The sequence below is a fragment of the Lentzea fradiae genome, from assembly GCF_900100955.1.
GTDB lineage: Bacteria > Actinomycetota > Actinomycetes > Mycobacteriales > Pseudonocardiaceae > Lentzea > Lentzea fradiae.
Window position 1 is genome coordinate 25,810 of sequence record NZ_FNCC01000019.1, and the last position, 24,895, is coordinate 50,704.

Here is a 24,895-nt window from a genome sequence, read left to right on the forward strand (position 1 = left end):
CCGTGCCGCCTACTTCACCAGCGCCGCGGCTGCCGCCTCCAGCCGCGCCACCGCGTCGCGGTGGCCGGCGGTGAACCGCCGCACCCGGTCCCGCAGCTGGTCGGTGTGGCGGTGGCCGGTGGTGGAGCCGTGAGCACCGAGGATGCGTAGCGGTGTCCACTGGTTGGCGAGCCGGTCGACCTGGCGCCCGGCGTGCACCAGCGGGTCGCAGCCGAACCGGTTGCCCATGTCCCGCAGGAAGTCCGCGTGCAGCGCGGCGGCCGACTGGGCGGCCCAGCCGGCGGTGTACAGCTCGGCGAGCGCGACGCCCGCATCCTCGATGTCGTCGGCGCGGTCGCACACCCCCTCCAGCCAGGTGGTCAGCCCGGTCAGGCCGGACCAGCCGGGGCCGGGGGCGGGTTCGGCGAAGCCACGTGCGTTGGCGGTCACGACGTCGGCCACCCATTCCCGTTCCACGGCGGGAAACGCCCCGTCGACGGTGACGTCGATCCAGCGGCCCCTGATGCCCGCCCCCGCGAAGAAGTAGTCCCTGGTGTCGGGCCGGGAGTCGTTGGCGGACGACCGGGCGCGCTGGAAGTCGGCGAGCGAGACCGGGCCCGAGTACTGGGGCGGCGTCGACTCCAGGACGTACACCTCCCCGGCCTCGTCGTCGAAGCCCCACACCACCATCAGGTGCGCGGCGTGCACGTCGCCGTAGGCGGGGCGGATCGGCATGTGGAAGTTGTCCACCGCGGCGATCGCCGGCCTGCCGTCGATGATCGAGGCGCGGATGTCCTGCCAGGACGACTCCACGTCCTCCTGTTCACGCCAGGTCGCCCGCACCGGGTGGTGCGGCATGAGGTTGTCGCCGAGCGTCGGCCGGGGCGCGGGGTGGTAGAACTCCTCGGTGGCCACCGGTCCGGGCGCGTGGTGGAACTCCCAGGCCGCGCCCATCACCGCGACCGGGTCCTGGCCGTGGCGCAACAGCAAGGTGCCGAAGCAGTCCTGGAGACAGCTGCACAGGTCGTGGAACCAGAAGTCCAGGTCGTCCAGCAGAACCCTCATGTCAGCACCACCCCATCGACACCGCGGTCATCGCGAAGACGTGGATCGCGATGTTGTCCGGCAGCCTCAGGTAGGCCAGCGGTTGCTGGCGCGGCACGGGAAGGCGCTGCTGCCAGATCCTCGGGGCGATCCCCCGCTGCACGTGCCGCGGGAAGTGGATGCGGCTGCAAGGCACCGCCTCGACCTCGCCGAAGTGCGACGGGGCGGCGGCCCAGAAGTCGGAGACGCGCAGCCACTCGTCGTCGGCCTCGCCGCTCGCGTAGTGCAGGTGCACGACGTCCTCGGAACGACGTTCGGAGCACGCCAGCAGGTAGATCCAGTCGTAGCGGCCGGGCGGCAGGTCCACCCGCTGCCCCTCGCAGCGCACGTTGTCCGGCAGGCCCGACCCCACCTCCGGGAAGCGGAACGGCACGTCGGTGTACCGGAAGAGCGATCCGGCGGCCGGCAGGTCCGCGGCGGGCAGCGAATTCTTCCAGACGTTCAGGCCACCCCGGCCGAGGTCGGTTTCCACGGTCGCGCCGATGTTGTTGAACAACGGCCCCAGATCGATCGGAACCGCACGTGCCGTGCCCACGATGGAATGTTCATCCACAGCCGCGAACGCCATCTCTTCTCCCGCCGTGCCGGACTCCGGGGATTACACCGCACCAGTCGACCGAGCCAGTCTCACCGGCGATGAACAGCGGCGTCAAGAGCAGAAAAGCGGTAATCACAACGCTTACCCACCACTCGCCGAACTGCTTACCCACAGAGTGGACGGACTTTGCCGACTCGTCTTCGAACAGCGTTGAGAATGGCGTCCAAAAGCCGGTAAACGGGTACGCGAAATGATGACCCTCCGCTGCGGCCGACCATGTTAGCTTCGATTTCACGTGGCAGTCAGGAATGCGGTTCGGCGGAGGTGGTCCACCGGTGTTCCCCGTTCGGCGCGACCCGGTCCCGGTGTCCTCCGCGCAGGAGCGGTTCTGGTTCGTCGACCAGCTCCGGCCGGGCACGGGCCTGCACAACCTCGCCTTCGGCGTGGACGTGGCGGGTGAGCTGGACACAGGGGCGGTCGAACGGGCGCTGACCCGGATCGTGCGGCGGCACGAGGTGCTGCGCACCCGGTTCGAGGTGCACGACGGCGCACTGACGCAGAGGTTCGCGGCCGGCCCCGGCGACGTGGTGGAGGTGCTCGAGGTCGGCGACGTGGCGCGGCTGGAGGACCTGACCTCCGAACTGGCGCACCGGCCGTTCGACTACGACGGCGGGCCGATGCTGCGGATGGCGCTGCTGCGTTCGGCGGCGGACCGGCACCGGCTCGTGCTCGTGGCGCACCACGCGGTCTTCGACGGCTGGTCGCTCGGGGTGTTCCTGGCCGAGTTCGCCGAGCTCTACCGCGCCGAGTCGACCGGCCGGTCCGCCGTGCTGCCGGAGCTGGAGCTGCACCACACCGACTACGCGGTGTGGGAGAGCCAGGCGCGGGAGAGCGGCGCTTTCGCCGAGGACCAGGCGTACTGGACCGCGCTGCTGGGCGCGGGCGGCGGGTCTCCACCCCTGGAGCAGGCCACCGACTTCCCCCGCCCGGCGCGGCCCCGGATGCGGGGACGGGCTCACCGGTTCACCGTGCCGGCCGAGCTGGCAGAGCGGGTCGGGCGGCTGGCCGCGGAGGAGTCGGCGACGCCGTTCACCGCGTGGCTGGCGCTGTTCGCGCTGCTGCTGCACCGCCGCGGCGGGCAGGAGGACCTCTGCGTGGGCGGGCCGGTGTCCCACCGCCCCGACGAGCGGTTCGAGCACGTGATCGGCCCCTTCCTCAACGTGCTGGTCTTCCGCTGCGACCTGAGCGGCGACCCGACGTTCCGCGAGCTGCTGGGCCGGCTGCGCGGCACGGTGACCGGAGCGCTGGCCCATCAGGGACTGCCGCTCCAAGCGTGGTCCGACGGTGCGGGCAGGCCGCGCGGGGCGGGTGCTCCGCCGTTCCGGGCCGCGCTGGCGTTCCAGCCCTCCGGCGGCGCCGAGGTCGATCTGGGCGAGGGCCTGGAGGTCAGGACGTTCCCGATCGAGGTCCGGCACGCGCAGAACGACCTGTCGCTGTTCCTCTCCCCCGCTGCTCAGGGCTTCGACGCGATGGCGCTCTACGACACCGACCTGTTCCGGGCGGACACGGTGGAACGGCTGTGCGGCGATCTGCTGGACCTGGCGCGGCGGCTGACCCGCGACCCCGACCTTCCTCTGCGCAGGGTGCGGGGCCGTACCGCCGAACGCCCGGAGCGCGCCGGCCGGGACGGGCTGTTCCCGCTGGCGCGCCAGCAGTACCGCTGGTGGGCCGCTGAGCGGGACCGGCCGGGCGACCCCGCGTGGAAGTCGGCCCGCGTCGTGACGGGCGCGTTCGACCCGGACGTGCTGAGAACCGCCCTCGCGGGGGTGGAGTGGCGCCACGAGGTGCTGCGCACGAGGCTGTGCGAGCAGGAGGGCGAGCCGCGGCTGCGGATCGCCGAACCCGGCGGGCTGGTCCTGCGCGAGCACGACCTGGAGTCGGAGGAGGAGCTGGCGACACTGGTGCGGCGGGTCGTCTCGGCTCCCGTCGACCTCACCGCCGACGCACCCGTCACCGCGGACCTGGCTCGGGTCGGCGGCAGGAGCGTGCTGCTACTGGCCGCACACCGGTTCGCCCTCGACGAGAACTCACTCGGCACGCTGCTGTCCGACCTCGTGGCCGGCCGTGCCGACGAGCAGGAGCTGGGGTTCGCGGACTACACGCTGTGGCAGCAAAGGCGATCGGGGAACGCCGGGCACCGGCTCGGCGCTCCCCCGGTGCTCACCCTGCCCGCGCCTCAGGGCGGGCAGGGCGCTGCCCGGCTTCCGCTGAGCGTTCCGGCCGAACGGCTGGACGCGTTGTGCGAGAGCGAGAACGTGCCGCTGCACGCGGTGGTGACCGCAGGGCTGGCCGTGGTGCTGGCGCGCTACGCGGGACGGCACGACCTCGTCATCGGCGCGTGCTCGGTGGACCGCGTGCTGCCGGGTGTCGCCGGCTGCTTCACCGACGTGCTGCCGGTCCGCGTCGAGGTGCGGGAGGAGGCGTCCTTCCGGGACCTGGTCCTCGCGACCGCGGCCGCGTGGGCGGACGCCGAGGCGGACCGGGACGTGCCCGCCGGCGCGGCGCCCTCGCCCACCGCGGTGGTGCGCCTGTCCGAGCCCGACCCGGCGGAGGTCGCGGACGCGAACCCGGGCACGCCGTTCGACCTCCTGGTCGACGTGCGGCGGCACCCCGGCGTGCTGGCGGGCGAGGTGCGCTACCGCGCTGACGCCGTGGCCGTGCCGGGGCTGGCCGGTCATCTCGCTCATCTGCTGACCGAGCTCGCCGCGCATCCCGACCGGCCGACCGGGCGGACGCCGACCTTGCCGCCGGCGGAACACCGCGCCGTGCTCGGCGCGCTCGCCACACCGGATCTTCCCGGTGGTGACGCGACGCTGCACGGCGGGTTCGAGGACTTCGCCGCCCGCACACCGGACGCGCCCGCGCTGGACGACGGCGGTCGCGAGTGGACCTACCGCGAGCTGAACGCGTGGGCCAACCGGATCGCACACGGCCTGATGCGAGCCGGGGTGACCGCCGGACGGCCGGTGGTGCTGCTGATGCGCAACGGACCGGTGGCGGTGGCCGCGTTGCTCGGGGTGCTGAAGGCGGGAGGGGCGTTCGCCTGCCTGGACCCGCGCACCCCCTCCGCCCGGCTGGAGCAGGTCCTCGCCGGCCTCGCTCCCGCACTGGTGCTCACCGACCAGGACACCGCGGCCGAACACGGCGCACTCGCGGACCTCGTGCTCGCGGAACACGCGGCCGGGCCGGGCGTCGCCGACTTCGCCGGGCAGCCGGCGGTCGATCCCGGCCTCGGCGTGAGACCCGGCGACCTGGCCTACGTCGCACACACGTCCGGGTCGACCGGCAGGCCCAAGGCGATCCCCCACCGCCACCGCGACCTGGCGCAGTTCGTCCGCTGGCAGAGCGAGGAGTTCGGCATCGGCCCCGGCGCCAGGGTCGGCCAGCTCGCGGCGCCGGCCTTCGACGTGGCGTACTGCGAGATCTTCGGCGCGCTGTGCCACGGCGCCACCCTGTGCCTCCGTCCGGCGGAGGGCGCCGCCGACCCGGCGGTGATCGGCGCGTGGCTGCACGAACGGCGGATCACCCTGCTCCAGATCATCCCCCGGCTGTTCCGGGAGGTTCTGCGGGCACTGGACGCGCACGGGCTCGCCGAACGGCACCTCGCCGGTGTGCGCACCGTGCTGTTCGTGGGCGAGGCACTGCCGGCGGAGCTGGTGACCGGGCTGCTGCGGCGGTTCGACCGGCTGCGGCCGGTGAACGTGTACGGGCCGACCGAGGTGGTCGCGGCGACCTTCCACCCGGTCGAGCGGCCACCGGAGGGCACGGCCACCGTGCCGGTCGGGCGGCCCGTCCCCGGCAGGACCCTGGTGCTGTGCGACGAGGCGGGCCGGCTGTGCCCGCCGGGGGTGGCGGGCGAGATCTGGATCGGCAGCCGCTACCTGTCCGACGGCTACCGCGGCGACGAGGAGCAGACCCGGTCGCGCTACCGGTCCAGCCCGTTTCCCGAGCTGCCCGGTGTGCTCTACCGGACCGGCGACCTGGCGGTGCTGCGGCCGGACGGCCTGCTGACCTTCGTGGGCCGCACGGACAACCAGGTGAAGCTGTCCGGCGTCCGGGTGGAGCTGGAGGAGGTCGAGGCCGCGGTGACCGCGCACCCCGGTGTGCGGGAGTGCGTCGCGCAGGTGCGCGTCCACGGCGAGTCCCAGCGGCTCGTCGTCCACGTGGTCGCCGACGGCCCGATCGACGACCTGACCGCGTTCCTGCGCCGCACGGCGCCACCGCAGCTGGTCCCCGCCGACGTCGTGCCGCTGGAGTCGTTGCCGCGCAACGCCAACGGCAAGGTCGACCGGGCCGCGCTGCCCGAGCCGCCCGCCCGCGCGTCCTCCGGCGGAGCCGAGCCCGGCACGCCGCTGGAGCGGCATCTGGCCGAGCTGGCCCGCGAGGTGCTGGGCGTGGACCGGGTCGGCCCCGCCGACGACCTGTTCGACCTGGGCGGCAACTCGTTGCAGGCCGCCCGGTTCGTCAACCGGATCAGGGACGCCTACGGCGTGGACGTCCCGCTCCAGGCCCTGCTGGAGAACCCGACCGTCGCCGCGACCGCCGCCGCGGTCGAGGACGCCCGGCGGGAACTGGGCCACGCCGACCGGCTGGCCAGGATCGAGCACGACCTCGACCGGCTGTCCGACGACGAGGTGCACGCCCTGCTCGCCCGCCACCGGGCGGCGCAGACCGACCACGAACTGGAGAAGCGCGACCGCCATGGCACAGTCCCCAGCGGCACCAGCCGACCGGCCGGTGCGTGAGATCACCTCCGCGAACCACAGCCTCGCCGAACTGGGCGCGATCGCACGTGAGCGGCCGTTGCTGCGGCTGTCCGACGAGGTCGCCAAGACCATCGACGACGGCGCGCGGTACGTGCTGTCCATCTCCCGGCAGGACCGGCACATCTACGGCGTGAACACCGGGTTCGGCTCGCTGTGCGAGACCCGCATCCCGCCGGACCGGATGTCCGACCTCCAGCACAAGCACCTGATGTCGCACGCGTGCGGGGTGGGCGATCCGGTGCCGGAGCACATCTCCCGGCTGGTGATGCTGGTCAAGCTGCTCACCTTCCGGGCAGGGCACTCCGGGGTCTCCCTGGCCACCGTCGAGCGGATGATCGAGCACTGGAACGCGGGCGTCATCCCGGTGATCCCCCAGCGCGGCACGGTGGGGGCGAGCGGCGACCTCGCACCGCTGGCGCATCTGGCGCTGCCGCTGATCGGGCTGGGCGAGGTGTACCACCGCGGCCGGCGCGTCCCCGCGGCCGAGGCGCTGGCGGAGCTGGGCTGGCAGCCTCTCCGGCTGGGTCCCAAGGAGGGCCTGGCGCTGACCAACGGCGTGCAGTACATCAACTCGCTGGCCGCCGACTCGATCCTGCGCGCGGGCGAGCTGATCAAGTGCGCGGACGTGGTCTGCGCGCTGAGCATCCAGGCGTTCAGCTGCGCGGAGACGTTCTACCAGAAGGTCCTGCACGACACCTCGCGGCACGAGGAGCGCGGTGTGGTCGCCGCGAACCTGCGCAAGCTGCTGGAGGACAGCAACCACCACACGCTCCCCGGCTGCAACGCGGCCAAGGAGGACCCGTACTCGTTCCGATGCGCTCCCCAGGTGCACGCCGCGGTCCGCCAGACCCACGGCTTCGCCGACGGCGTGGTGGAGCGCGAGTGCAACAGCGTCTCGGACAACCCGCTGTTCTTCGCCGACACCGACCAGGTGATCCTCGGCGGCAACCTGCACGGCGAGTCCACCGCGTTCGCGCTGGACTTCCTGGCCATCGCGATGAGCGAGCTGGCCAACATCTCGGAGCGGCGGACCTACCAGCTGCTGTCCGGCCAGCACGGGCTGCCCAGCTTCCTGGCCGCCGAGCCCGGTCTGGACTCCGGGCTGATGATCCCGCAGTACACCTCGGCGGCGCTGGTCAACGAGAACAAGGTGCTGGCCACCCCCGCCAGCGTGGACACCATCCCGACCTGCCAGCTCCAGGAGGACCACGTCAGCATGGGCGGCACCAGCGCCTACAAGCTCGACCGGATCATCCGCAACACCGAGTACGTGCTGGCGATCGAGCTGCTGACCGCGGTGCAGGCCATCGACCTCAACCCGGGTCTACGCCTGTCGGCGGCAACGCGGTCCATTGTGGACGAGTTCAGGGAGCGCGTGCCCTTCCTGGCCGAGGACCGGTTGCAGGCTGCCGACGTCGAGCAGGCCCGTGCGCACCTGCGCGCCCACCGGTCCGACTGGGCCGCCGCACTGGCGTGAGGGAGACGGACATGACTTCGGCGGCGGAGGAACGGCGGGCACTGGCCGAACTGCTGCTGCGCGAGCAGCTGGCGGCCGAACGGGCGGAAGCGGGAATCCGGCGGCGCCCGGACCCGCGGGATCCCGTGCCGTTGTCCCCCGCGCAGCAGCGCATCTGGCTCGTCGAGCGGCTCAACCCCGGCACCGGGCTGCACAACGAGCTGGTCGCGGTGCGGCTGCGCGGTCCGTTCGACGCCGGCCGGATCGCCCCGTGCGTGGCGGAGGTGGTGCGCCGCCACGAGGCGCTGCGCACCGCCTTCACCACGGTCGGCGGCGAACCGGTGCAGGTGGTGACGGACGAGGTGGTGCCGGACGTGCGGGTCGAGTCCGTGACGCACCTGCCCGCCGATGCCCGGGAGTCCGCCGCGCACGGGATGGTGCGGGAGTCGGCCACCCGGCTCTTCGACCTGAGCCGCCCTCCGCTGCTGCGGGTGCTGGTCGTCGCACTGGCCGACGACGACCACCTGCTCGCGGTCACCGCGCACCACGTCGTGTCCGACGGCTGGTCCATCCGCATCGTGCTGAACGAGCTGATGGCCCACTACCGCGGCGGGCCGCGACCGGCCGACCCGCCGGTGCAGTTCGCCGACTACGCGGTCTGGCAGCGCGAGCAGCTGGAGAGCGGGGCGCTGGCCGGGCAGCTCGACTACTGGCGGCAGCGGCTCGGCGGCGCGCCACCGGAGCTGGAGCTGCCGGCCGACCGCGAACGGCCGCACGTGCCCACCCACCGCGGCGGCGAGCACACCTTCACCGTGCCCGCGGCCACGGTCGCGGCGCTCACCAGGCTCGCCCGCGACGCGAACGCCACGGTGTTCATGGTGCTGGTGGCCGCGTTCCAGGCCCTGCTGGCCCGGTACTCCGGACAGGACGACATCGTCGTCGGCACCCCCACCGCCGGGCGTCCGCGCACCGAGACCGAAGGCGTGGTCGGCTGCTTCATCAACCCCGTGGCGCTGCGCGTCTCCCTGGAGGGCGACCCGGCGTTCCGGGAGCTGCTCGACCGGGTGCGGACGGCGGTGCTCGGCGCGTTCGCCCACCAGGACGTGCCGTTCGAGCAGGTGGTGGAGCAGGCCCAGGCACGCAGGCAGCCCGGCCTCAACCCGCTCTACCAGGTCATGATCACCCTGCACAACACGCCGCTCGACGTCCGGGCCCCGGCCGGGGTGCGGGCCGAGCTGGTGCCGGGCCTGGGCGGGCACGCGAAGCTGGACCTCACGCTCGGCCTGGTCGAGGAACGCGGCGGGCTGACCGGTCACCTCGAGTACAGCACCGACCTGTTCGACCACGGCACCGCGGAACGGCTGGCCGGCCACTTCACCACGCTGCTCGACGGCGTGGCCGCCGACCCCGGCCGGCGGCTGGGCGACCTGCCGCTGCTCACCGCGGACGAGCGGGCCGCCCTGCTCGCGGGCTGGACCCGGCCGATCACCACCCCCGAGCCCGAGCGGTGCCTGCACGAGATCGTCGCCGAGCACGCGCGTGCCACGCCGGACGCGGTGGCCGTGGTCGACGGCGACCGGCGGATCGGCTACGCCGAGCTCGACGCGCGGGCCGAGCGGCTGGCCGCGTGGCTGCGCTCGCTGGGCGTGCGCCGCGGCACCCCGGTGGTGCTGTGCCTGCCGCGCGGTGCCGAGCAGGTCATCGCGATCCTGGGAGTGCTCAAGGCGGGCGGCGCGTACGTGCCGGTGGCCGCGGACGACCCGGCGGAGCGGGTGCGGCTGGTGCTCGAGAGCACCGGTGCGCCGCTGCTGCTGACCACCACCGCGCTGCTGGAGGGGATTTCCCGGACGCCCGTGCCGGTGCTGGCGGTGGAGGCCACCCCCGCCGAGGTCGACGCGCCACCGGCGGAGCGGGGCGACCCGGCCGACCTGGCCTACGTGTTCCACACCTCCGGCTCCACCGGCAGGCCCAAGGGGGTGCAGATCGAGCACCGCAACGTCGTGCGGCTGGTCCGGGATCTCGGTGAGCTCTACGGGATATCGGCGCACGACACCTGGTCGATGTTCCACTACTACGGCTTCGACGTGTCCGTGTGGGAGATGTTCGGTGCCCTGCTGCACGGCGGACGGCTCGTGCTCGTGCCGCAGAACGCCGTCCACTTCCCCGAGGCGCTGCATCGGTTGCTGGCCGCCGAAGGCGTCACCGTGCTGTCCCAGACGCCCACCGCGTTCGCCGGGCTGATCGCCGCCGACCGGAGCTCGGCCCAGCGGCTGGACCGCCTGCGGCTGCTCGTCCTCGGCGGGGAGCGGCTGGACTTCCGGCTGCTGGCCGACTGGTACGAGCGGTACCCGGCGGACGCGCCCCTGGTGGCCAACCTGTACGGCCCCACGGAGACCACGATCTGGGTGACCCACCGCGCGATGTCCCCCGCCGACACCGGCTCCGCCCGCAGCTTCCTCGGCGGGCCGCTGCCCTCGGGGCGGCTGCTGGTGGCCGACGACCGGCTGGAGCCGGTCCCGACCGGCGTACCCGGCGAGCTGATCATCGCGGGTCCCCTGGTCGGCCGCGGCTACCTCGACCGGCCCGAGGAGCAACGACTGCGGTTCGTGCCGGACCCGCACGTCCCCGGCAGGCTGTGCTACCGCTCCGGTGACCTGGTCCGCCTCACCGCGAACGGTGACCTGGAGTTCCTGCGCCGGATCGACGACCAGGTCAAGGTGCGCGGCTTCCGGATCGAGCTCGGCGAGGTCGAGGTGGCGCTGCGGGCACACCCGGACGTGGTCGACGCCGTCGCCGCGGTGCACCGGGACGACGACGGGTCCGCGTCGCTGGTGGCCTACGTGGTGAGCACGTCCGTGCCGCCGCCCGGTGCCCGGGACCTGCGTGCCTTCCTGGCGGACAGGCTGCCCGGCTACCTGGTGCCCTCCCGGATCGGTCACCTGGACCGGGTGCCGGCCACGGCGAGCGGCAAGGTCGACCGCCGCTCGCTGCCGCCGATCGCGGCGGAGCGACGCGACCACGTGCCGCCCGCCAACGCCATCGAGGCGGTGCTGGCCGAGGCGTGGTCGCGACTGCTCGGCGCGGAGCGGGTCAGCGTGGTGGACAACGTCTTCGAGCTGGGCGCGCACTCACTGCTGGCACTGCGGTTGCACCGGATGGTGCGCGACGAGCTGCCCGGCTTCGACGCCATCGACATCTTCCAGCACCCCACCGTCCGCGGCCTGGCCGAGCACGTGACCTCCGCGCCGGCCACGGCGCACCTGGACGAGGCGCGCGAGCGGGCGGCCCGTCGCAAGTGGGCACGGGAAGACCGGCGCGGGAGCGAGGAGGGACAGCGGTGACCGACGCGTACGCGCCCGACCCGGAGGACAGCGTCGCCGTCGTCGGCATGGCGGGCCGGTTCCCCGGCGCCGCCGACACCGGCGAGCTGTGGCGGAACCTGACCGAGGGCCGGGAGACCATCACGTTCTTCGACCACGCCGAGCTGCTGGCCGGCGGGGTGCCACCGGAGGTGGCCGCCGATCCCCGGTACGTGCCCGCGCGGGGCGTGCTGCGCGACGTCGAGCTGTTCGACGCGGCCTTCTTCGGCTACAGCGCCCGTGACGCGCAGATCATCGACCCGCAGCAGCGGCTGTTCCTGGAGTGCGCGTGGGAGGCGGTCGAGCACGCGGGCCACGACACCACCCGCTTCGACGGCCAGGTCGGCGTGTACGCCGGGTCGAGCCTGAGCGGCTACCTGCTGCACCTGCTCACCGACCGGCACCTGCTGACGACGGTGGGCCCGTACCGGATCATGCTGGCCAACGACAAGGACCACCTGACCATGCGGGTGGCGCACAAGCTGAACCTGCGCGGGCCCGCGATCACCGTGCAGACGGCGTGCTCCACGTCGCTGGTCGCGGTCCACCAGGCGTGCCAGGCGCTGCTCGCGCGGGAGTGCGACATGGCGCTGGCGGGCGGCGTCACCATCGCCCTGCCGCAGGTCTCCGGCTACCGTTACGAGGACGAGGGCATCATGTCCCCGGACGGCCACTGCCGGGCGTTCGACGCCGCGGCGGCGGGCACCGTCGCGGGCAGTGGCGCGGGCGTGGTCGTGCTGCGCAGGCTGGCCGACGCGCTGCGCGACGGCGACACCGTGCACGCGGTGGTGCTGGGGTCGGCGGTGAACAACGACGGTTCCGGCAAGGCGGGCTACACCAGCCCCAGCAGCGAGGGACAGGCCGCGGTGATCGCCGAGGCGCTGGCGGTCGCGGGCGTCGACCCGGCGTCGGTCTCCTACGTCGAGGCCCACGGCACCGGGACGGCGCTGGGCGACCCGATCGAGGTCTCCGCGCTGGGCGCCGCGCTGGGCAGGCCGGCCGGCGGCTCACGGGTGATCGGGTCGGTGAAGACGAACATCGGTCACCTGGACTGCGCCGCCGGGGTGGCCGGACTGATCAAGGCGGTGCTGGCGCTGCGCCACCGCGCGCTGCCCGGCACGCTGCACTTCACCGAGCCCAACCCTGGCGCCGCGTTCGCCGCGGCGGGACTGCGGGTCACTTCCTCGCTGACGGCGTGGGAGCCGCCGCACGGCCTGCCGCGGCGCGCCGGCGTCAGCTCGTTCGGCATGGGCGGCACCAACGCGCACGTGGTGCTCCAGGAGGCCGCACCCGTCACCCCGGCCGAACCCGCGCGGGAGTGGCAGGTGCTGGTGCTGTCGGCGGCGACCCCCACCGCGCTGCGGACAGCGGGCGAGAACCTGGCCGGGCACCTGGCGGCGCACCCGCACGAGCTGGCCGACGCCGCCTACACCCTCCAGGTCGGCCGCCGGGTGCTGCGGCACCGGCGGGCGGTGGTCTGCCGCGACGCCGCGGGGGCCGTGACGTCCCTGCGCGGCGGCGAGCCGGGACCGGTGGCCGAGGGTGACGGCCCGGCCGGTCGGCGGCCGGTGTTCATGTTCCCGGGCCAGGGTGTTCCCGGGTCGGACGCGGTCGCGGAGCTCTACGCGGGTGAACCCGTGTTCCGCGAGCACGTCGACCGGGCCGCGAAGCTGGCCTCGGCGGAGCTCGGCCGCGATCTCCGCGACGTGGTGCTCGCCGGGGACGTGGACGCGCTGCGGGACACGGGTGTGGCCCAGCCCGCCCTGTTCACCCTCCAGCACGCGCTGGCGCGGTTGTGGATGTCCTGGGGTGTGCTGCCCGAGGCGGTGATCGGGCACAGCGTGGGCGAGTTCGCCGCCGCCTGCCTGGCCGGTGTGCTGGACTTCGAGGACGCGCTGGGCCTCCTGGTCGCGCGGGGCGCGCTGATGCGGGGTCTGGAACCCGGCGTCATGCTCAGCGTGCCGCTGCCGGAGGAGGAGCTGGCGGCGCTGGTCTCCGACGACGTGGCGCTCGCCGCGGTGAACGCGCCGGAGCTCGGCGTGCTGTCCGGGCCGGAAGGCGCGATCGCCGCCCGCGAGGCGGAACTGGCCGCGCGTGGCGTGCCCACCCGGCGACTCCACACCGGGCTCGCGTTCCACTCCCCGCTGGTGGAACCGGCCGTGGCCGGGCTGCGGACCGCGGCGGAGCGGGTGTCCGCGCGTCCGCCGGGGCTGCCGTTCGTGTCCACGGTCACCGGGACCTGGCTCACCAGTGCCACCGGCCCTGATCACTGGACGCGACACCTGCGCGCGACCGTCCGGTTCTCCGCGGGCGTGCGAACCCTGCTCGACGCGGCGCCGCGCGTGCTGCTGGAGGTCGGTACGGGCGGCACGCTGTCCGCGCTGGCCCGCCGGCACCGGGTGGCCGGCACGGCCGTCGTCACCTCGCTGCCCGCCCGGTCCGGCGCCGGCCTGGCGCCCGCCGTGGCCGGGCTGTGGGCGGCGGGCGCGGACGTCGACTGGGCCGCCTACCACCACGACGGCGGTCGGCGACGCGTGCCGCTGCCGACGTACCCGTTCGAGCGCGAGCGGCACTGGGTCGACGGCGGGGCACCACCGGCCGCCGGGTGGGCGGCGCCGGTCTCCACGACCGGGGTCACCGCCCCCGTCCCGGACGGCGAGGCTCCCGCGCCTGCCGGGCGGGCGCCCGGCGAGGAGGACGTGGACGAGCTGGAGCAGGCGGTGCTGGACATCTGGCGGGACATGCTCGGCACCGACCGGGTCGGCCCGCACGACAGCTTCGTCGACCTCGGCGGGCACTCGTTGCTCGCCATGCAGATCACCGCGCGGCTGAGAGAGGCGTTCGTGGTGGCCGTGTCGGTGGAGCGGCTGTTCGAGCTGGGCACCCCCGCCCGGCTGGCGGCCGAGCTGGAGCGGCTGCTGGTCCAGGAGCTGGAGTCGCTGAGCGACGAGGAGGTCCGGCGGCTGTCCGAACCGGACTGAGAACACCCGGCGACCGGCTCACCGTCCGTCCGAGCGCTCCCCCACCGGCCCGTCACCACGAGGCGTGTGCCGGACGGCCCGCTCCCAGAACTGGTTAGGACACCGCAGATGATCCCGGTCCTCACGGCCGAACAACGCGAGCTGCGGAACGTGGTGCGCGCCCTGCTGGACACCCCGGAAGCCGTCCGGATCCGCGAGCGGCACGCCTGTGCCGCGCCCGGTGAGGAGATCGACGTGCGGCCCGTGCACCGCCTGCTCGGCGAACGCGGGTTGCTCGCGGTCAGCTGGCCCCACGAGTACGGCGGCGGCGGGCGCACCGCCGTGGAGGCGGCGATCGTGCACGAGGAGATCGTCCGAAGTGGACTGCCGGATCTCAGCTACGTGGTGTCCATCTGTTACGTCGGCGACTTCCTGCTGACGGCGGCCGGTGAGGCGCTGCGCGCGGCCTACCTGCCCCTGCTGGCGAGCGGCGAGATCAACGCCTGCACGCTCTACAGCGAGCCCGGCGCCGGTTCGGACCTGGGTGCGCTGGCCGGCCGGGCCGAGCCGGTCGGCGGCGGGTACCGGCTGCACGCGACCAAGGTGCACGCCCAGGCCACCCGGTACGCCGACCACGCCCTGGTGGCGGCCAGGATCGGCGAGCGCGGCGAGGCCAAGCACGACGGGATCACGCTGTTCTGGGTGCCGCTGCACGCGCCGGGGGTGCGCGTGGAGCAGGTCATGGGGCTCGACGACCACCCGTACAGCAGGGTCGAGCTGGACGGGGTCGAGGTGCCCGCCGACCACGTCATCGGCCCGCCCGGGCAGGGCTGGCCGCTGCTCAACGCGGCGCTGACCGTGGAGCGGACCGGGTTCGAGGCACACCTGAAGACCCGGTCGTGGCTCGAGGCGGTGGCCCGGCGGGCGCGGCGGACCGGCCTGGCGGAGGACCCGCTGGTCGCCGACCGGCTGGCGGCGCTGGAGGTCGAGGTGACGGCGGGCGGTGTGCTGGCCTGGGAGATGGTGGGCAAGCAGGCGCGCCGCGAGGTCGACCACGTCGGCTCGGCGATGTCCAAGTGGTACAACACCGAGCTGGGCACGCCGATCGCCCGGCTGGCGCTGGAGGTCGAAGGGCCGGCCGGCGTGCTGAACGGCCGCTACCCCGGCGAACCCGGTCCGGGCCGCGCCGAGCAGTTCCTCCGGCAGAGCCCCGGGCTGACGTTGTCCGCCGGCACGTCCGAGATCATGCTGTACGCGATCAGCACCGGGCACCTGCGGGTGCACGCGGAGCAGGGCGGGCCGAGCGCGCTCGACGACCCCCACGCCGGGTTCCGCCGCAGGCTGGCCGGTTTCCTGGCGGGTGGCGGGTCCGGGTGGGCCGCGCTGAGCGGGGCGAACGTCGTGCGGCTCACGCTGCCCCCGCCCGCGGGCGGTCTCGGCGGGCGGCTCGGCGAGTCGCTGACGGCGGCCGAGGAGATGGGCAAGGTGCTGCTGCGGCACCCGTGGGCGGGCACGGTCGCCCTGGCCGAGGCGGTGGCGGCGGACGGTCCTGACAGTCCGTGGTGGCCCCTGGTGTGCGCGGTGGCCGACGGCAAGTGCTCCGTCGCCGTCACCGCGGACCTGACCGGGCAACGCGACGCGCTGGAGCTGACACCGGCGGACGGGGGGTTCGTGCTGACCGGCACAGCCGAGTGCGTCCCGCTCGCCGACGACGCGGACCTGCTGCTCGTCGTCGCGACCACCGCGAGCGGCCCGCGGTTCGCGCTGGTGGACCGGACGGCACCGGGGGTGTCGGTGGACCCGCGGCCCGACGTGAGCGACGGGCGGCTGTGCCGGGTGGTGTTCGACGCCGCGCCCGTGGCCGCCGGGGAGGTGCTGTGGTCCCCCGGCGAGCCGGGCGGGCGGGACCTGCTGACCCGGCTGTGGCTGCGGCAGGCGGGCCACCTGCTCGGCGTCGCGCAGCGCGCGCTGGACCTGGCGCTCGCGCACACCAGGCGCCGCAGGCAGTTCGACGCCGCGATCGCCACCTTCCAGCACGTGTCCTTCCGGATGGCAGCGCTGGCGACCCGGCTGCACGCCGCGCGGCGGCTGCTGCACCGGCTCGCGGACGACCACGACCACACCAGGCCCGACCACCGGCGGGCCGCGTGCGCGCTGGCCCTGGTCGCCGAGCTCGCCGCGGACACCACGACCGACGCGCTGCACCTGCACGGTGCGAGCGGGCTGACCGGCTCGGCCGAGGTCCAGCGCCACTACCGCACCGCCGCGGTGGAGGGCCTGCTGTTCGGCTCCCCCAGGGCGTTGCGGTCGGTGGCTTCCCCTTCCGGCACGACCCCGGCGAGGCGCCCGTGCGAGTCCTGATGATCACCAGCGACCACCTGAGCACCCAGAGCGGAACCGGTGCACACGTGCAGTTCCTGAGCGGCGCGCTGCGCCGGGCCGGGGTGGAGGTGGTCGTGGCCGCGATGCCCGTGCTGACCGGAGAGGACGGCTCTCCCGCGGACGACGTGCTGCGGTACCCGCAGATCGGGCCGAGGATCGTCTGGCACGAGCAGGGCGGTGACGGCCTGGCCGGCGGGAGGCCCGCACCCGAGTGGACGGTGGCCCGCCAGGCCCAGCTCAACCTCGGGCTGGTCGCGGGCATCGACCGGGACCAGCGGTTCGACCTGGTGCACTGCCACGGGTTCCGGCCGGTACCGGCGGCGGTCGCGCTCTGCGGGATCTTCGGCGCGCCGCTGGTGATGTCCAAGCACGGCTCGGTGCTCGGGGTCCGGCTCGGCGACGGCACCGTGGTGGAGAGCGTCGGCGGCTGGTCCCCGTTCAGCGGCTGGTCTCCGTTCATCCTGGAGTACGTGCGCGCGACCGACCACTACGGGGTGGCGAACGCCGAGAAGGTCATCGTGGTCAGCGACGCCGTCCGGCGGGACCTGCTGTCCGATGTGGACAGCGCGGCCAAGGTCGTGGTCATCCACAACGGGGCGGGCCTCGCGAAGTGCGCGCGGGACTGCGCCGCGCGTCCGGAACCCGGTGCGGACGCGGTGATCGGCCTGGTCGGCAGGCTCGTGCCGCAGAAGGGCGTCGACGTGGCCGTGGAGGCGCTAGCCCTGCTGGGCCGCGAGAACGTGCGGCTCAGGGTGGCGGGCGCCGGCCCGATGCTGGAACCGCTGCGGCGCCGCGCCGAGGAGCTGGGCGTCGGCAAGCGCGTGGAGTTCGCCGGCACTCTCGACCGCGACCGGCTGCACAGGTTCCTGCACGACAGCGATCTCATCGCCGCGCCGAGCCGGTGGGACGCCTTCCCGCAGTCGGTGTGCGAGGCGCAGGCGGTGGGCAAGCTCGTGGTCGGCACGGCCGTGGACGGCATCGTCGAGCAGATCACCGACCGGGAGACGGGGCTGCTGTGCCCGCCGGGCGACGCCCGCGCGCTGGCCGGCGCGTTCGCCTGGGCGCTGGACCATCCCGCTGAGGCGGCGCGCATCGGCTCGGCCGCGGCCGCGGCGGCCCGAGGTGCCTACTCCTGGGACGCCGTCGCGGCTCGGACGCTCGAGGTCTACGGGGAAGCGGTGGACCGGTTCCACCTGTCGCGCGGCTGACCTGCCCCGCGCAACGGTCCCCCGTGCCAAACGGGTCCCCGTGCATTGGAGGGAACATGCGTCGAAGCACACGTCTGGTGTCGCTGGCCGCGGTCGCCGCGGTGCTGCTGGGGGTCGCGCCGGCGACCGCGGGGGCGCGGGCCGCGCCGGCACCGGCCGCGGTGCCCACCTGCGCCGCACCGGCCGAGGGCCGGTTCACCTGCCTGTCGCTCAAGCGGGTGTCAGCCGCGGACCGCACGGCGCCGCACGGGAAGCCGAAGGGCTACGGCCCGGCGGAGCTCAGGTCGGCCTACCGCCTGCCGCCGAGCCGGTCCACCGAGACGGTCGCGGTGGTGGCCGCGTACGACCACCCGAACGCCGAGTCGGACCTGGCCGTCTACCGCAGGACGTTCGGACTGCCCCCGTGCACCGCGGCGAGCGGCTGCTTCCGCAAGGTCAACCAGAACGGGCTGCCCGCCCCGCTGCCCCCGCCCGACCCGGCGTGGGCCGGGGAGATCTCGCTGGACATCGACATGGTGTCGGCGATCTGCCCCACCTGCCGCATCCTGCTGGTGGAGGCCGACGACGCGTCGCCCAACCTGCTCACCGCCGTGCGGACGGCCGTGGCGCTGGGCGCCCGGTACGTGTCGATGAGCTGGGGCGCGCCCGAGGAGCCGCTGGAGGTGGAGCTGGACCCGCTGGTGTTCGACCAGCCGGGGGTGGTGTTCACCGCCGCCAGCGGCGACCTCGGGCACCAGGGCGGGGTGCTGTACCCGGCGGCCTCGCCCCACGTGGTCGCGGTGGGCGGGACGTCGTTGCTCCCGGCGCGCAACCACCGCGGGTGGACGGAGAGCGCGTGGGCGGGGTCGGGCAGCGGATGTTCGGCGTACCTGCCCAAACCCGCGTTCCAGCACCGGATCTCGGCGTGCTCGTCGCGGGCCGACAGCGACGTGGCGGCGGTGGCCGACCCGGACACCGGGGTGGCGGTGTACCAGACCTACGGACAGGACGGGTGGAGTGTGGACGGTGGCACCAGCGCCGCCGCGCCGATCATCGCCGCCGTCTACGCCCTGGCCGGGAAGGTGCGCCACGGGGACCGGCCGAACGAGTACCCGTACGCGCGGCCGGGCGCGCTGTTCGACGTGACCACCGGGACGAACGGGGAGTGCGCGAACGCGGTGCTGTGCCGGGCAGGACGGGGCTGGGACGGGCCGACCGGGCTGGGCACCCCCAACGGCACCGCCGCCTTCACCCCACCCCGGCGGCGCTGACGGGAAGCACCGGCCGACCGGGCCACCCCGCCCGGCCGGTCAGTCCCGGCAGCCCAGACCTCTCCGCGCCGCGGCCACGATCCGCGCGCTGTCCACACCCGCGCGCGCCAGCAGCCACCGCTGGCTGCCCGCGACCGGGAAGAACTCGTCGGCCGCGGTCACCCGCAGCACGCGCACGGGGGCGTGCTCGGCCAGCACCTCGGCCACCGCCGACCCGAGGCCGCCCGCGCCCCAGTGCTCCTCGGCGGTCACCACCACCCGCGCGTTCCGCGCCGCGCTCACCAGCGCCCCGACGTCCAGCGGCTTGACGGTGTGCATGTTGAGCACGGTGACGCCCACTCCCCGGCTCTCCAGTTCGGCGGCGGCTTCCAGTGCGGCCAGCACCGGGTGCGGCCCGCAGGCCACGAGCACCGCTGCGGCGCCGGGGACGCGTCGCAGCACCTGCGCCTCACCCAGCCGGACCTGGGGCGCGTCGCCCGGCAGGTCCGGGGTCGGCCCGCGACCCAGCCGGACGTAGACCGGCCCGTCGACGTCCAGCGCGGCGGTGAACAGCTCCCGCGTCTGCCCGGCGTCGGCGGGCACCACCACCGTCATGTTCGGCAGCACCCGCATCACTGCCAGGTCCTCCAGGCTGTGGTGGGTCGGGCCTAGGTGCCCGGCGGCCAGACCGCCGTGGGTGGCCGCGATCCGCACCGGCAGCCGGGTCAGCGCGATGTCCACCTTCACGCTCTCCAGCGCCCTGGTGGCGGCGAAGGTGGCCATGGTGTTGACCACCGGAACCCGTCCCGAGCGGGCCAGCCCGGCGGCGATGCCCATCATGTTCTGCTCGGCGATGCCCACGTTGACGTACCGTCCGGCGGTCTCGCCGAAGTCCACCCCGGTGAACAGCCCGGTGTCGCTGTCCACGCACACGAGCCGCTCGTCGGAGGCCATCAGCTCCACGAGCAGGTCGCGGTACACCTCCCGGCCGGACGGGGACGCGGTGGCGGTCACCGGGCGGCCCTCCTGGCCTGGGCCCGCAGCACCGCCAGTGCCCGGTCCCGCTGCTTCTCGCCCATCCGCGTGTAATGGCTGCGCGCCTGGCCCTCCACCAGGGGCAGGCCCTTGCCCTTGACCGTCCGCGCGATCACGGCGGTCGGCCTGCCGGGCTGCGGCGAGGCGAGCAGGGCGGCGGTCACCGCACCGGCGTCGTGCCCGTCGACCTCCACGGGGTTCCACCCGAACGCCCGCCACTTCTCGGCGAGCGGTTCCAGCTCCGCCGCCGCCTCGGTCGGGCCGGTGATCTGCAACCCGTTGCGGTCCACCACCGCGGTCAGCGAGTCCAGGCCCAGCGTGCCCGCGGCCATCGCCGCCTCCCACACCGAGCCCTCCTGGAGCTCGCCGTCGCCGAGGACCACGAAGCACCGCCGGTCGGTGCCGTCCAGCCGCGCCGCCAGGGCGAACCCGACGCCGAGCGACAGGCCGTGCCCGAGGGCGCCGGAGGGCATCTCCACGCCGGGCACGGCCGTGGCCGGGTGGGCCGTCAGGTCGCTGCCGGGCAGGCAGTACTCGGCCAGCCGCTCCACCGGGAAGTAGCCCTGCTCCGCGAGCACGGCGTACAGGGCGACCGCCCCGTGTCCCTTGCTGAGCAGCAGCACGTCGCGCTCCGGTGCCCGCGGGTCCCGCGGGTCGGCCCGCAGGACCCGCCGGTAGAGCACGAGCAGGATCTCCACCAGCGACATCGAGCCGCCCAGGTGGCCGCCTTCCGGGCCGCCGCACATCCGCACCACGTGCTCCCTCACCCGCAGCGCGGCAGCGGCCAGGCCGGGGTCGGACACCGGACCGGTCACCGCGGCCATGTCACCGCACGTCCTTTCCCGAGATCAGGCGCAGCCTCGCCGGGGGTGCGATCGCGCCCGGCGCGCCCAGCTGCTCGACAGCGGCTCGCAGCACCTGTATCCCCCTGGTGTAGTCGGCGAGGTTGATGTGCTCGTCGGGCGTGTGGTCGAGCTTGCTGTCCCCCGGGCCGTACGTGGCCATCGGGACGCCGCTCCACGCCTCGGCGAGCGTGTTCATGTCCGACGTGGCGGTCTTGACCTTCATCACGGGCCTGCCGCGCTGCTGCCGGATGCCGTGCACCAGGGCCCGGACGACCGGGTCGGTGCGGCCCACCCGGCAGGCGGCCACGGAGTTGACCACGGTCAGCTCACCCTCCGGCAGCCGCCGCCGCAGCTCCGCCAGCAGCGCGGCCAGGTCGAACCCGATCGGGGTGCGCACGCTGAGCTCGGCCTCGGCGGAGGTCAGCTCGCCGGTGATCGAGGTGAGGGTGGCTCCCGGCTGGTCGAACCGCGTGTGCCCGGTGCCGGGACCGAGTGCGTCCAGCAGCGCGGGCCACGCGCGCACGACCAGCTCGGCGGCCTTCGGGTCGGGGTGGGTCGGGTGCACGGAGGACCGCTGGACCCGGTAGCGCAGGTCGGCCTTCCCCTTGTAGCCGAGCACGACGGAGGACCAGCCGCTGGGCTCCCCGACGACCAGGGCGTCCGGCGGGCGGTGGCGCTCCCGGATGGCGGTGGCGCCGCGCGAGCCGGGGGTCTCCTCCTCCACGACGCCCGCCACGATCACCCGGCCGCGCAGGCCGGTGGCGCTCGCCGCGGCGCAGATCATGGCCGCGAGCGGCCCTTTGGCGTCCACCGCGCCGCACCCGTAGAGCCTGCCGCCCTCCGAGCGCACCGGCAGGTCGCCGGGGACCGTGTCCAGGTGTCCCAGCAGCATCACCGTCGGACCGCTACCGCGGCGGATCTCGCCGATGGCGTTGCCCGTCTCGTCGATGTGCGTGTCGAAGCCGAGCTCCGCCATGGCGTCGACCAGGAAGGTGGCCAGCGCGGCCTCGCCGTAGGAGGGCGAGGGGATCTCCAGCATCCGGCGCAGCAGACCGACCGCGTGGGTGTCGCTCACCCGGTGCCCCGGCGTCATCCGGCCACCCTGGCCGGTGTCACGAGTCTGGTCCCCGCGCCGCCGAGCGCCGCGCTGACCGGGCGGCCGCGTCTGCCGTCGGCGACGATCACGGCGGGCACGCCGGCGGTGAGCGCTTCCCGTGCGGCGACGAGCTTCACGGCCATCCCGCCCCGCACACCGCCGGGCAGGCCGCCTCCCTCGGCCAGTTCGAGGACCGGTCTGGTGGAGCGCTCGTCATCGGGGTCGGCCAGCACGCCCGGCGCGCCGGTGAGCAGCACCAGGGCGGTCGCGCCGATCCCGGCGGCGACGGCCGCGGCGGCCCGGTCGGCGTCGGTGTTGACCGGGCGGCCGTCCTCGGCCAGCGCGGGCGGGGACACCACCGGCACGTGGCCCGCTTCCAGCAGCAGGCGCAGCAGCTCCCGGTTGACGCCGGTGATCCGCCCGCTGTGGTCGTCGCGGACCACGACGGTGCGGCCGTCGACGACGGCGCGGCGCACGCCTTTGCGGCGGGCGGTCAGCAGTCCGCCGTCCAGCCCGGTGAGACCGACCGCGGACACCCCGGCACGCCCGAGCTCCGCCACCAGCCGGGGTTTGACGGCGCCGCCGAGGGCCAGCTGAAGGACCTCGAGCGCGGCGTCGTCGGTGTAGCGGGTGGACACGCCGTCCGGCGCGACCATGCGGCGCGGTTCCGTTCCCAGCCTGCGGGCCAGGCCGTCGATGTCGGCCGAGCCACCGTGCACCAGCACCACCCTGCGGCCGGCCAGGACCAGCTCGGCCACGTCCAGGCAGACCGCGACCGGGTCCACCGCGGCGTGGCCGCCGCACTTGACCACGAGCGTTCCCGACATCGTCCTCCGATCAACTCGGGTGCAGGCCGGCGAACTCCAGACCGTCCGTCTCGGGCAGCCCGAACCTGATGTTCACGCACTGCATGGCGTTCCCGGCCCCGCCCTTGACGAGGTTGTCCAGGGCCGCGACGAGGAGGCCCTCCCCGCCCGGCCCGTCCACGGCGAACCCGACGTCGCAGAAGTTCGACCCGGCGAGGATCTTCGGCTCCGGGAGGCGGTACAGCCCGCGGCGCTCGGCGACCACCCGCACGAACGGCTCGTCCCGGTAGCGGTCGCGGTAGGCGGCGCGGACGGTGCTCTCGGCGACGCCCTCGGCGAGCCGCACGCGGCACAGCACCTGGACACCGCGCACCGCCTCCACCCCGGTCGCGGTCATCCGGACCGCGAGCCCCGTCTCCTGGGCGATCTCGGCCTCGTGCCGGTGGCCGAGGGGCGCGAACACCCGGAAGGCGCCGGACCGTTCGGCGTGCAGGTTCTCCGGCCCTGCCGAGGCGCCGGACCCGCTGGAGCCGGTGCGCGCGTCCACCGCGACCTCGCCTTCCACCAGACCGGCCTCGGCCAGCGGGGCGAGCGCGAGCACACCCGCCGTCGCCATGCAGCCGGGCACGCTGATCCGGTCGGCGGTGCGGAGGCGGTCGCGGTACCGCTCCGGCAGCCCGGTGGTGAACGTGCCGAGCAGGCCGGGCGCGGTGTGCTCCACGCCGTAGTGGCGGTGGTAGAGCTCCGGGTCCGCCAGCCGGAAGTCTCCGGACAGGTCGACCACCACGTCCGCGTGGCCGAGCAGGCCGGGCAGCACGCGCATGGTCTCGCGGTGCCGCGAGGCGAGGAACAGCACGTCGTAGTGGTCCAGTTCGGACATCGGGCGGAAGGTGAGGCCGGTGTGGCCGCGCAGGTTGGGGTGGGCGCCGTCGACGCGGCGGCCGGCCAGGCGCTCGGAGGTGGCGCGCACCACCCGCACCGCGGGGTGGCCCAGCAGGATGCGCAGCAGCTCGCCACCGAGGTAGCCCGCCGCGCCCACCACGGCGGCGGTGATCACGCCGCCACCCTGGAGAGCAGGTGGTCGGCCACCCGGCCGGCCACGTCGACGCGCCCGCCGTGCGCGGCCTGGAAACCACCGAACTCCACCCGGTGGTTGACCTCCAGCACCTGGAGTCCGCCGTCACGGCCTTCGACCAGGTCGACACCCGCGATGTCCGCTCCGGCGGCAGCGGCCGCGGCGAGCGCCAGCCCGGCCAGGTCCGGGGTGACCGGGCACGGTTCGCTCCGCGCGCCGCGGGCGACGTTCGCCCGCCAGCCGGAGGCGCGGCGGTAGGTCGCTCCGACCACCTCGCCGCCGATGACGATCACCCGCAGGTCGCGGTCCAGGCCGGGCACGCACTCCTGCACGTACACCACGTGGGACTGCGGGGAGGGCAGCGCGGCGACGTACTCCAGGACGGTCTCCGCGGTGTGCCGGTCGGGCACCAGCGTCACGAGCCTGCCCCACGAACCGACCAGCGGTTTGATCACCGCCGGGTAGCCCATGTCCTCCACGGCGGTCAGCGCCGCATCGGGCGTCAGGGCGAGGGCGGTGCGCGGGGTGGGCACCCCGGCGGCGTGCAGGGCCAGGGAGGTGCGCCACTTGTCACCGCACACGTCGGTGGCCGCCGCGGAGTTCACCACAACGCACCCCATCGCTTCCAGTGTGCGCGCCGCGTAGACGGCCCTGGTGTGGCTGATCTCCCGGTTGAGCACGGTGCCCCAGCCCTGCGTGGCCCGCGCCCCCAGCACCGCCCGCAGCCGCCGCGGGTCCACCTGCTCGTAGGCGGCTCCGCGCCGGTCCAGCGCGGCCAGGAGCAGCCGCTCCTCCAGTCGCACCTGTGATGCGAGGACCGCCACCGCACGCTCCATCTCTCCCCCGCGTTCGCTCCGCACCCGACCCCGCAACCACAGTAGGCAGCAACCGGGTCGCCGGACGTCCTCGCTGTGGTGAGCACCGGGTCACCGATCCGGCCACGCCGGGATCAACGCCGCGCGTACCCGTGCCGCGGCATCGCACGGCGGTTCGTCCG

At 74.5% G+C, this 24,895-nt stretch carries 15 protein-coding genes; 7 read left to right on the plus strand and 8 right to left on the minus strand.

All coding sequences use genetic code 11. The features are described from left to right. Window positions 1-9: 9 nt before the first annotated feature. Complete coding sequence (locus BLT23_RS35145; protein ID WP_090058282.1) at window positions 10-1,044, minus strand: BtrH N-terminal domain-containing protein; 1,035 nt, start codon at window positions 1,042-1,044, stop codon at window positions 10-12. A gap of 1 nt (window position 1,045) precedes the next feature. Beyond that, window positions 1,046-1,618 (minus strand): hypothetical protein, encoded by a 573-nt coding sequence (locus tag BLT23_RS35150; RefSeq protein ID WP_218133977.1) that lies wholly within the window; start codon window positions 1,616-1,618, stop codon window positions 1,046-1,048. A 338-nt stretch (window positions 1,619-1,956) separates the two neighbouring features. On the opposite strand from BLT23_RS35150, the gene BLT23_RS35155 reads away from it, so the two are divergent. The 7 genes from BLT23_RS35155 (at window position 1,957) to BLT23_RS35185 (ending at window position 19,062) form a co-directional block, all read left to right on the plus strand. Then, window positions 1,957-6,426, plus strand: a complete 4,470-nt coding sequence (locus tag BLT23_RS35155; protein ID WP_176947067.1) for a non-ribosomal peptide synthetase — start codon at window positions 1,957-1,959, stop codon at window positions 6,424-6,426. Further along, window positions 6,383-7,924: a histidine ammonia-lyase gene (gene hutH, locus BLT23_RS35160; protein ID WP_090058293.1), complete on the plus strand. Its 1,542-nt coding sequence runs from the start codon at window positions 6,383-6,385 to the stop codon at window positions 7,922-7,924. The genes BLT23_RS35155 and hutH overlap by 44 nt, the downstream gene beginning before the upstream one ends. A gap of 11 nt (window positions 7,925-7,935) precedes the next feature. Next, window positions 7,936-11,244, plus strand: coding sequence for a non-ribosomal peptide synthetase (locus tag BLT23_RS35165; RefSeq protein WP_090058296.1), 3,309 nt, complete (start codon window positions 7,936-7,938; stop codon window positions 11,242-11,244). Further along, entirely contained in the window at window positions 11,241-14,243 is a 3,003-nt protein-coding gene (locus tag BLT23_RS35170; protein ID WP_245744514.1) for a type I polyketide synthase, read from the plus strand. The genes BLT23_RS35165 and BLT23_RS35170 overlap by 4 nt, the downstream gene beginning before the upstream one ends. 108 nt (window positions 14,244-14,351) lie before the next feature. After that, entirely contained in the window at window positions 14,352-16,583 is a 2,232-nt protein-coding gene (locus BLT23_RS35175; RefSeq protein WP_090058299.1) for an acyl-CoA dehydrogenase family protein, read from the plus strand. Next, the gene (locus BLT23_RS35180; RefSeq protein WP_143036150.1) at window positions 16,571-17,812 is read left to right on the plus strand and encodes a glycosyltransferase family 4 protein; all 1,242 of its coding nucleotides are present in this window, start codon (window positions 16,571-16,573) and stop codon (window positions 17,810-17,812) included. The genes BLT23_RS35175 and BLT23_RS35180 overlap by 13 nt, the downstream gene beginning before the upstream one ends. Window positions 17,813-17,868: 56 nt before the next feature. Then, window positions 17,869-19,062, plus strand: coding sequence for a S53 family peptidase (locus tag BLT23_RS35185; protein WP_090058306.1), 1,194 nt, complete (start codon window positions 17,869-17,871; stop codon window positions 19,060-19,062). A 39-nt stretch (window positions 19,063-19,101) separates the two neighbouring features. Here the strand turns inward: BLT23_RS35185 and BLT23_RS35190 are convergent, their stop codons facing one another. The 6 genes from BLT23_RS35190 to BLT23_RS35215 are packed head-to-tail and all read right to left on the minus strand — an operon-like array spanning window position 19,102 to window position 24,722. After that, a complete protein-coding gene (locus BLT23_RS35190) occupies window positions 19,102-20,055 on the minus strand; it encodes a transketolase family protein (RefSeq protein WP_245744515.1) in 954 nt (317 codons plus the stop codon). Beyond that, entirely contained in the window at window positions 20,052-20,900 is an 849-nt protein-coding gene (locus BLT23_RS35195) for a transketolase (RefSeq protein ID WP_090058308.1), read from the minus strand. The genes BLT23_RS35190 and BLT23_RS35195 overlap by 4 nt, the downstream gene beginning before the upstream one ends. A 1-nt stretch (window position 20,901) precedes the next feature. Beyond that, window positions 20,902-22,014 (minus strand): M20/M25/M40 family metallo-hydrolase, encoded by a 1,113-nt coding sequence (locus BLT23_RS35200; RefSeq protein WP_090058312.1) that lies wholly within the window; start codon window positions 22,012-22,014, stop codon window positions 20,902-20,904. Continuing rightward, entirely contained in the window at window positions 22,011-22,844 is an 834-nt protein-coding gene (locus BLT23_RS35205) for a [LysW]-aminoadipate kinase (RefSeq protein ID WP_090058316.1), read from the minus strand. The genes BLT23_RS35200 and BLT23_RS35205 overlap by 4 nt, the downstream gene beginning before the upstream one ends. Before the next feature lie 10 nt (window positions 22,845-22,854). Beyond that, window positions 22,855-23,880 (minus strand): N-acetyl-gamma-glutamyl-phosphate reductase, encoded by a 1,026-nt coding sequence (gene argC / locus BLT23_RS35210; protein ID WP_090058319.1) that lies wholly within the window; start codon window positions 23,878-23,880, stop codon window positions 22,855-22,857. Then, window positions 23,877-24,722, minus strand: coding sequence for a RimK family alpha-L-glutamate ligase (locus BLT23_RS35215; RefSeq protein ID WP_245744516.1), 846 nt, complete (start codon window positions 24,720-24,722; stop codon window positions 23,877-23,879). The genes argC and BLT23_RS35215 overlap by 4 nt, the downstream gene beginning before the upstream one ends. Window positions 24,723-24,895: the final 173 nt, after the last annotated feature.

Excerpts from the sequence above, each read along its gene's own strand:
- BLT23_RS35145 (WP_090058282.1), bottom strand. The coding sequence starts at position 1,044 with ATGAGGGTTCTGCTGGACGACCTGGACTTCTGGTTCCACGACCTGTGC.
- hutH (WP_090058293.1), top strand. The coding sequence starts at position 6,383 with ATGGCACAGTCCCCAGCGGCACCAGCCGACCGGCCGGTGCGTGAGATC.
- BLT23_RS35165 (WP_090058296.1), top strand. The coding sequence starts at position 7,936 with ATGACTTCGGCGGCGGAGGAACGGCGGGCACTGGCCGAACTGCTGCTG.
- BLT23_RS35175 (WP_090058299.1), top strand. The coding sequence starts at position 14,352 with ATGATCCCGGTCCTCACGGCCGAACAACGCGAGCTGCGGAACGTGGTG.
- BLT23_RS35185 (WP_090058306.1), top strand. The coding sequence starts at position 17,869 with ATGCGTCGAAGCACACGTCTGGTGTCGCTGGCCGCGGTCGCCGCGGTG.
- BLT23_RS35195 (WP_090058308.1), bottom strand. The coding sequence starts at position 20,900 with ATGGCCGCGGTGACCGGTCCGGTGTCCGACCCCGGCCTGGCCGCTGCC.
- BLT23_RS35200 (WP_090058312.1), bottom strand. The coding sequence starts at position 22,014 with ATGACGCCGGGGCACCGGGTGAGCGACACCCACGCGGTCGGTCTGCTG.
- BLT23_RS35205 (WP_090058316.1), bottom strand. The coding sequence starts at position 22,844 with ATGTCGGGAACGCTCGTGGTCAAGTGCGGCGGCCACGCCGCGGTGGAC.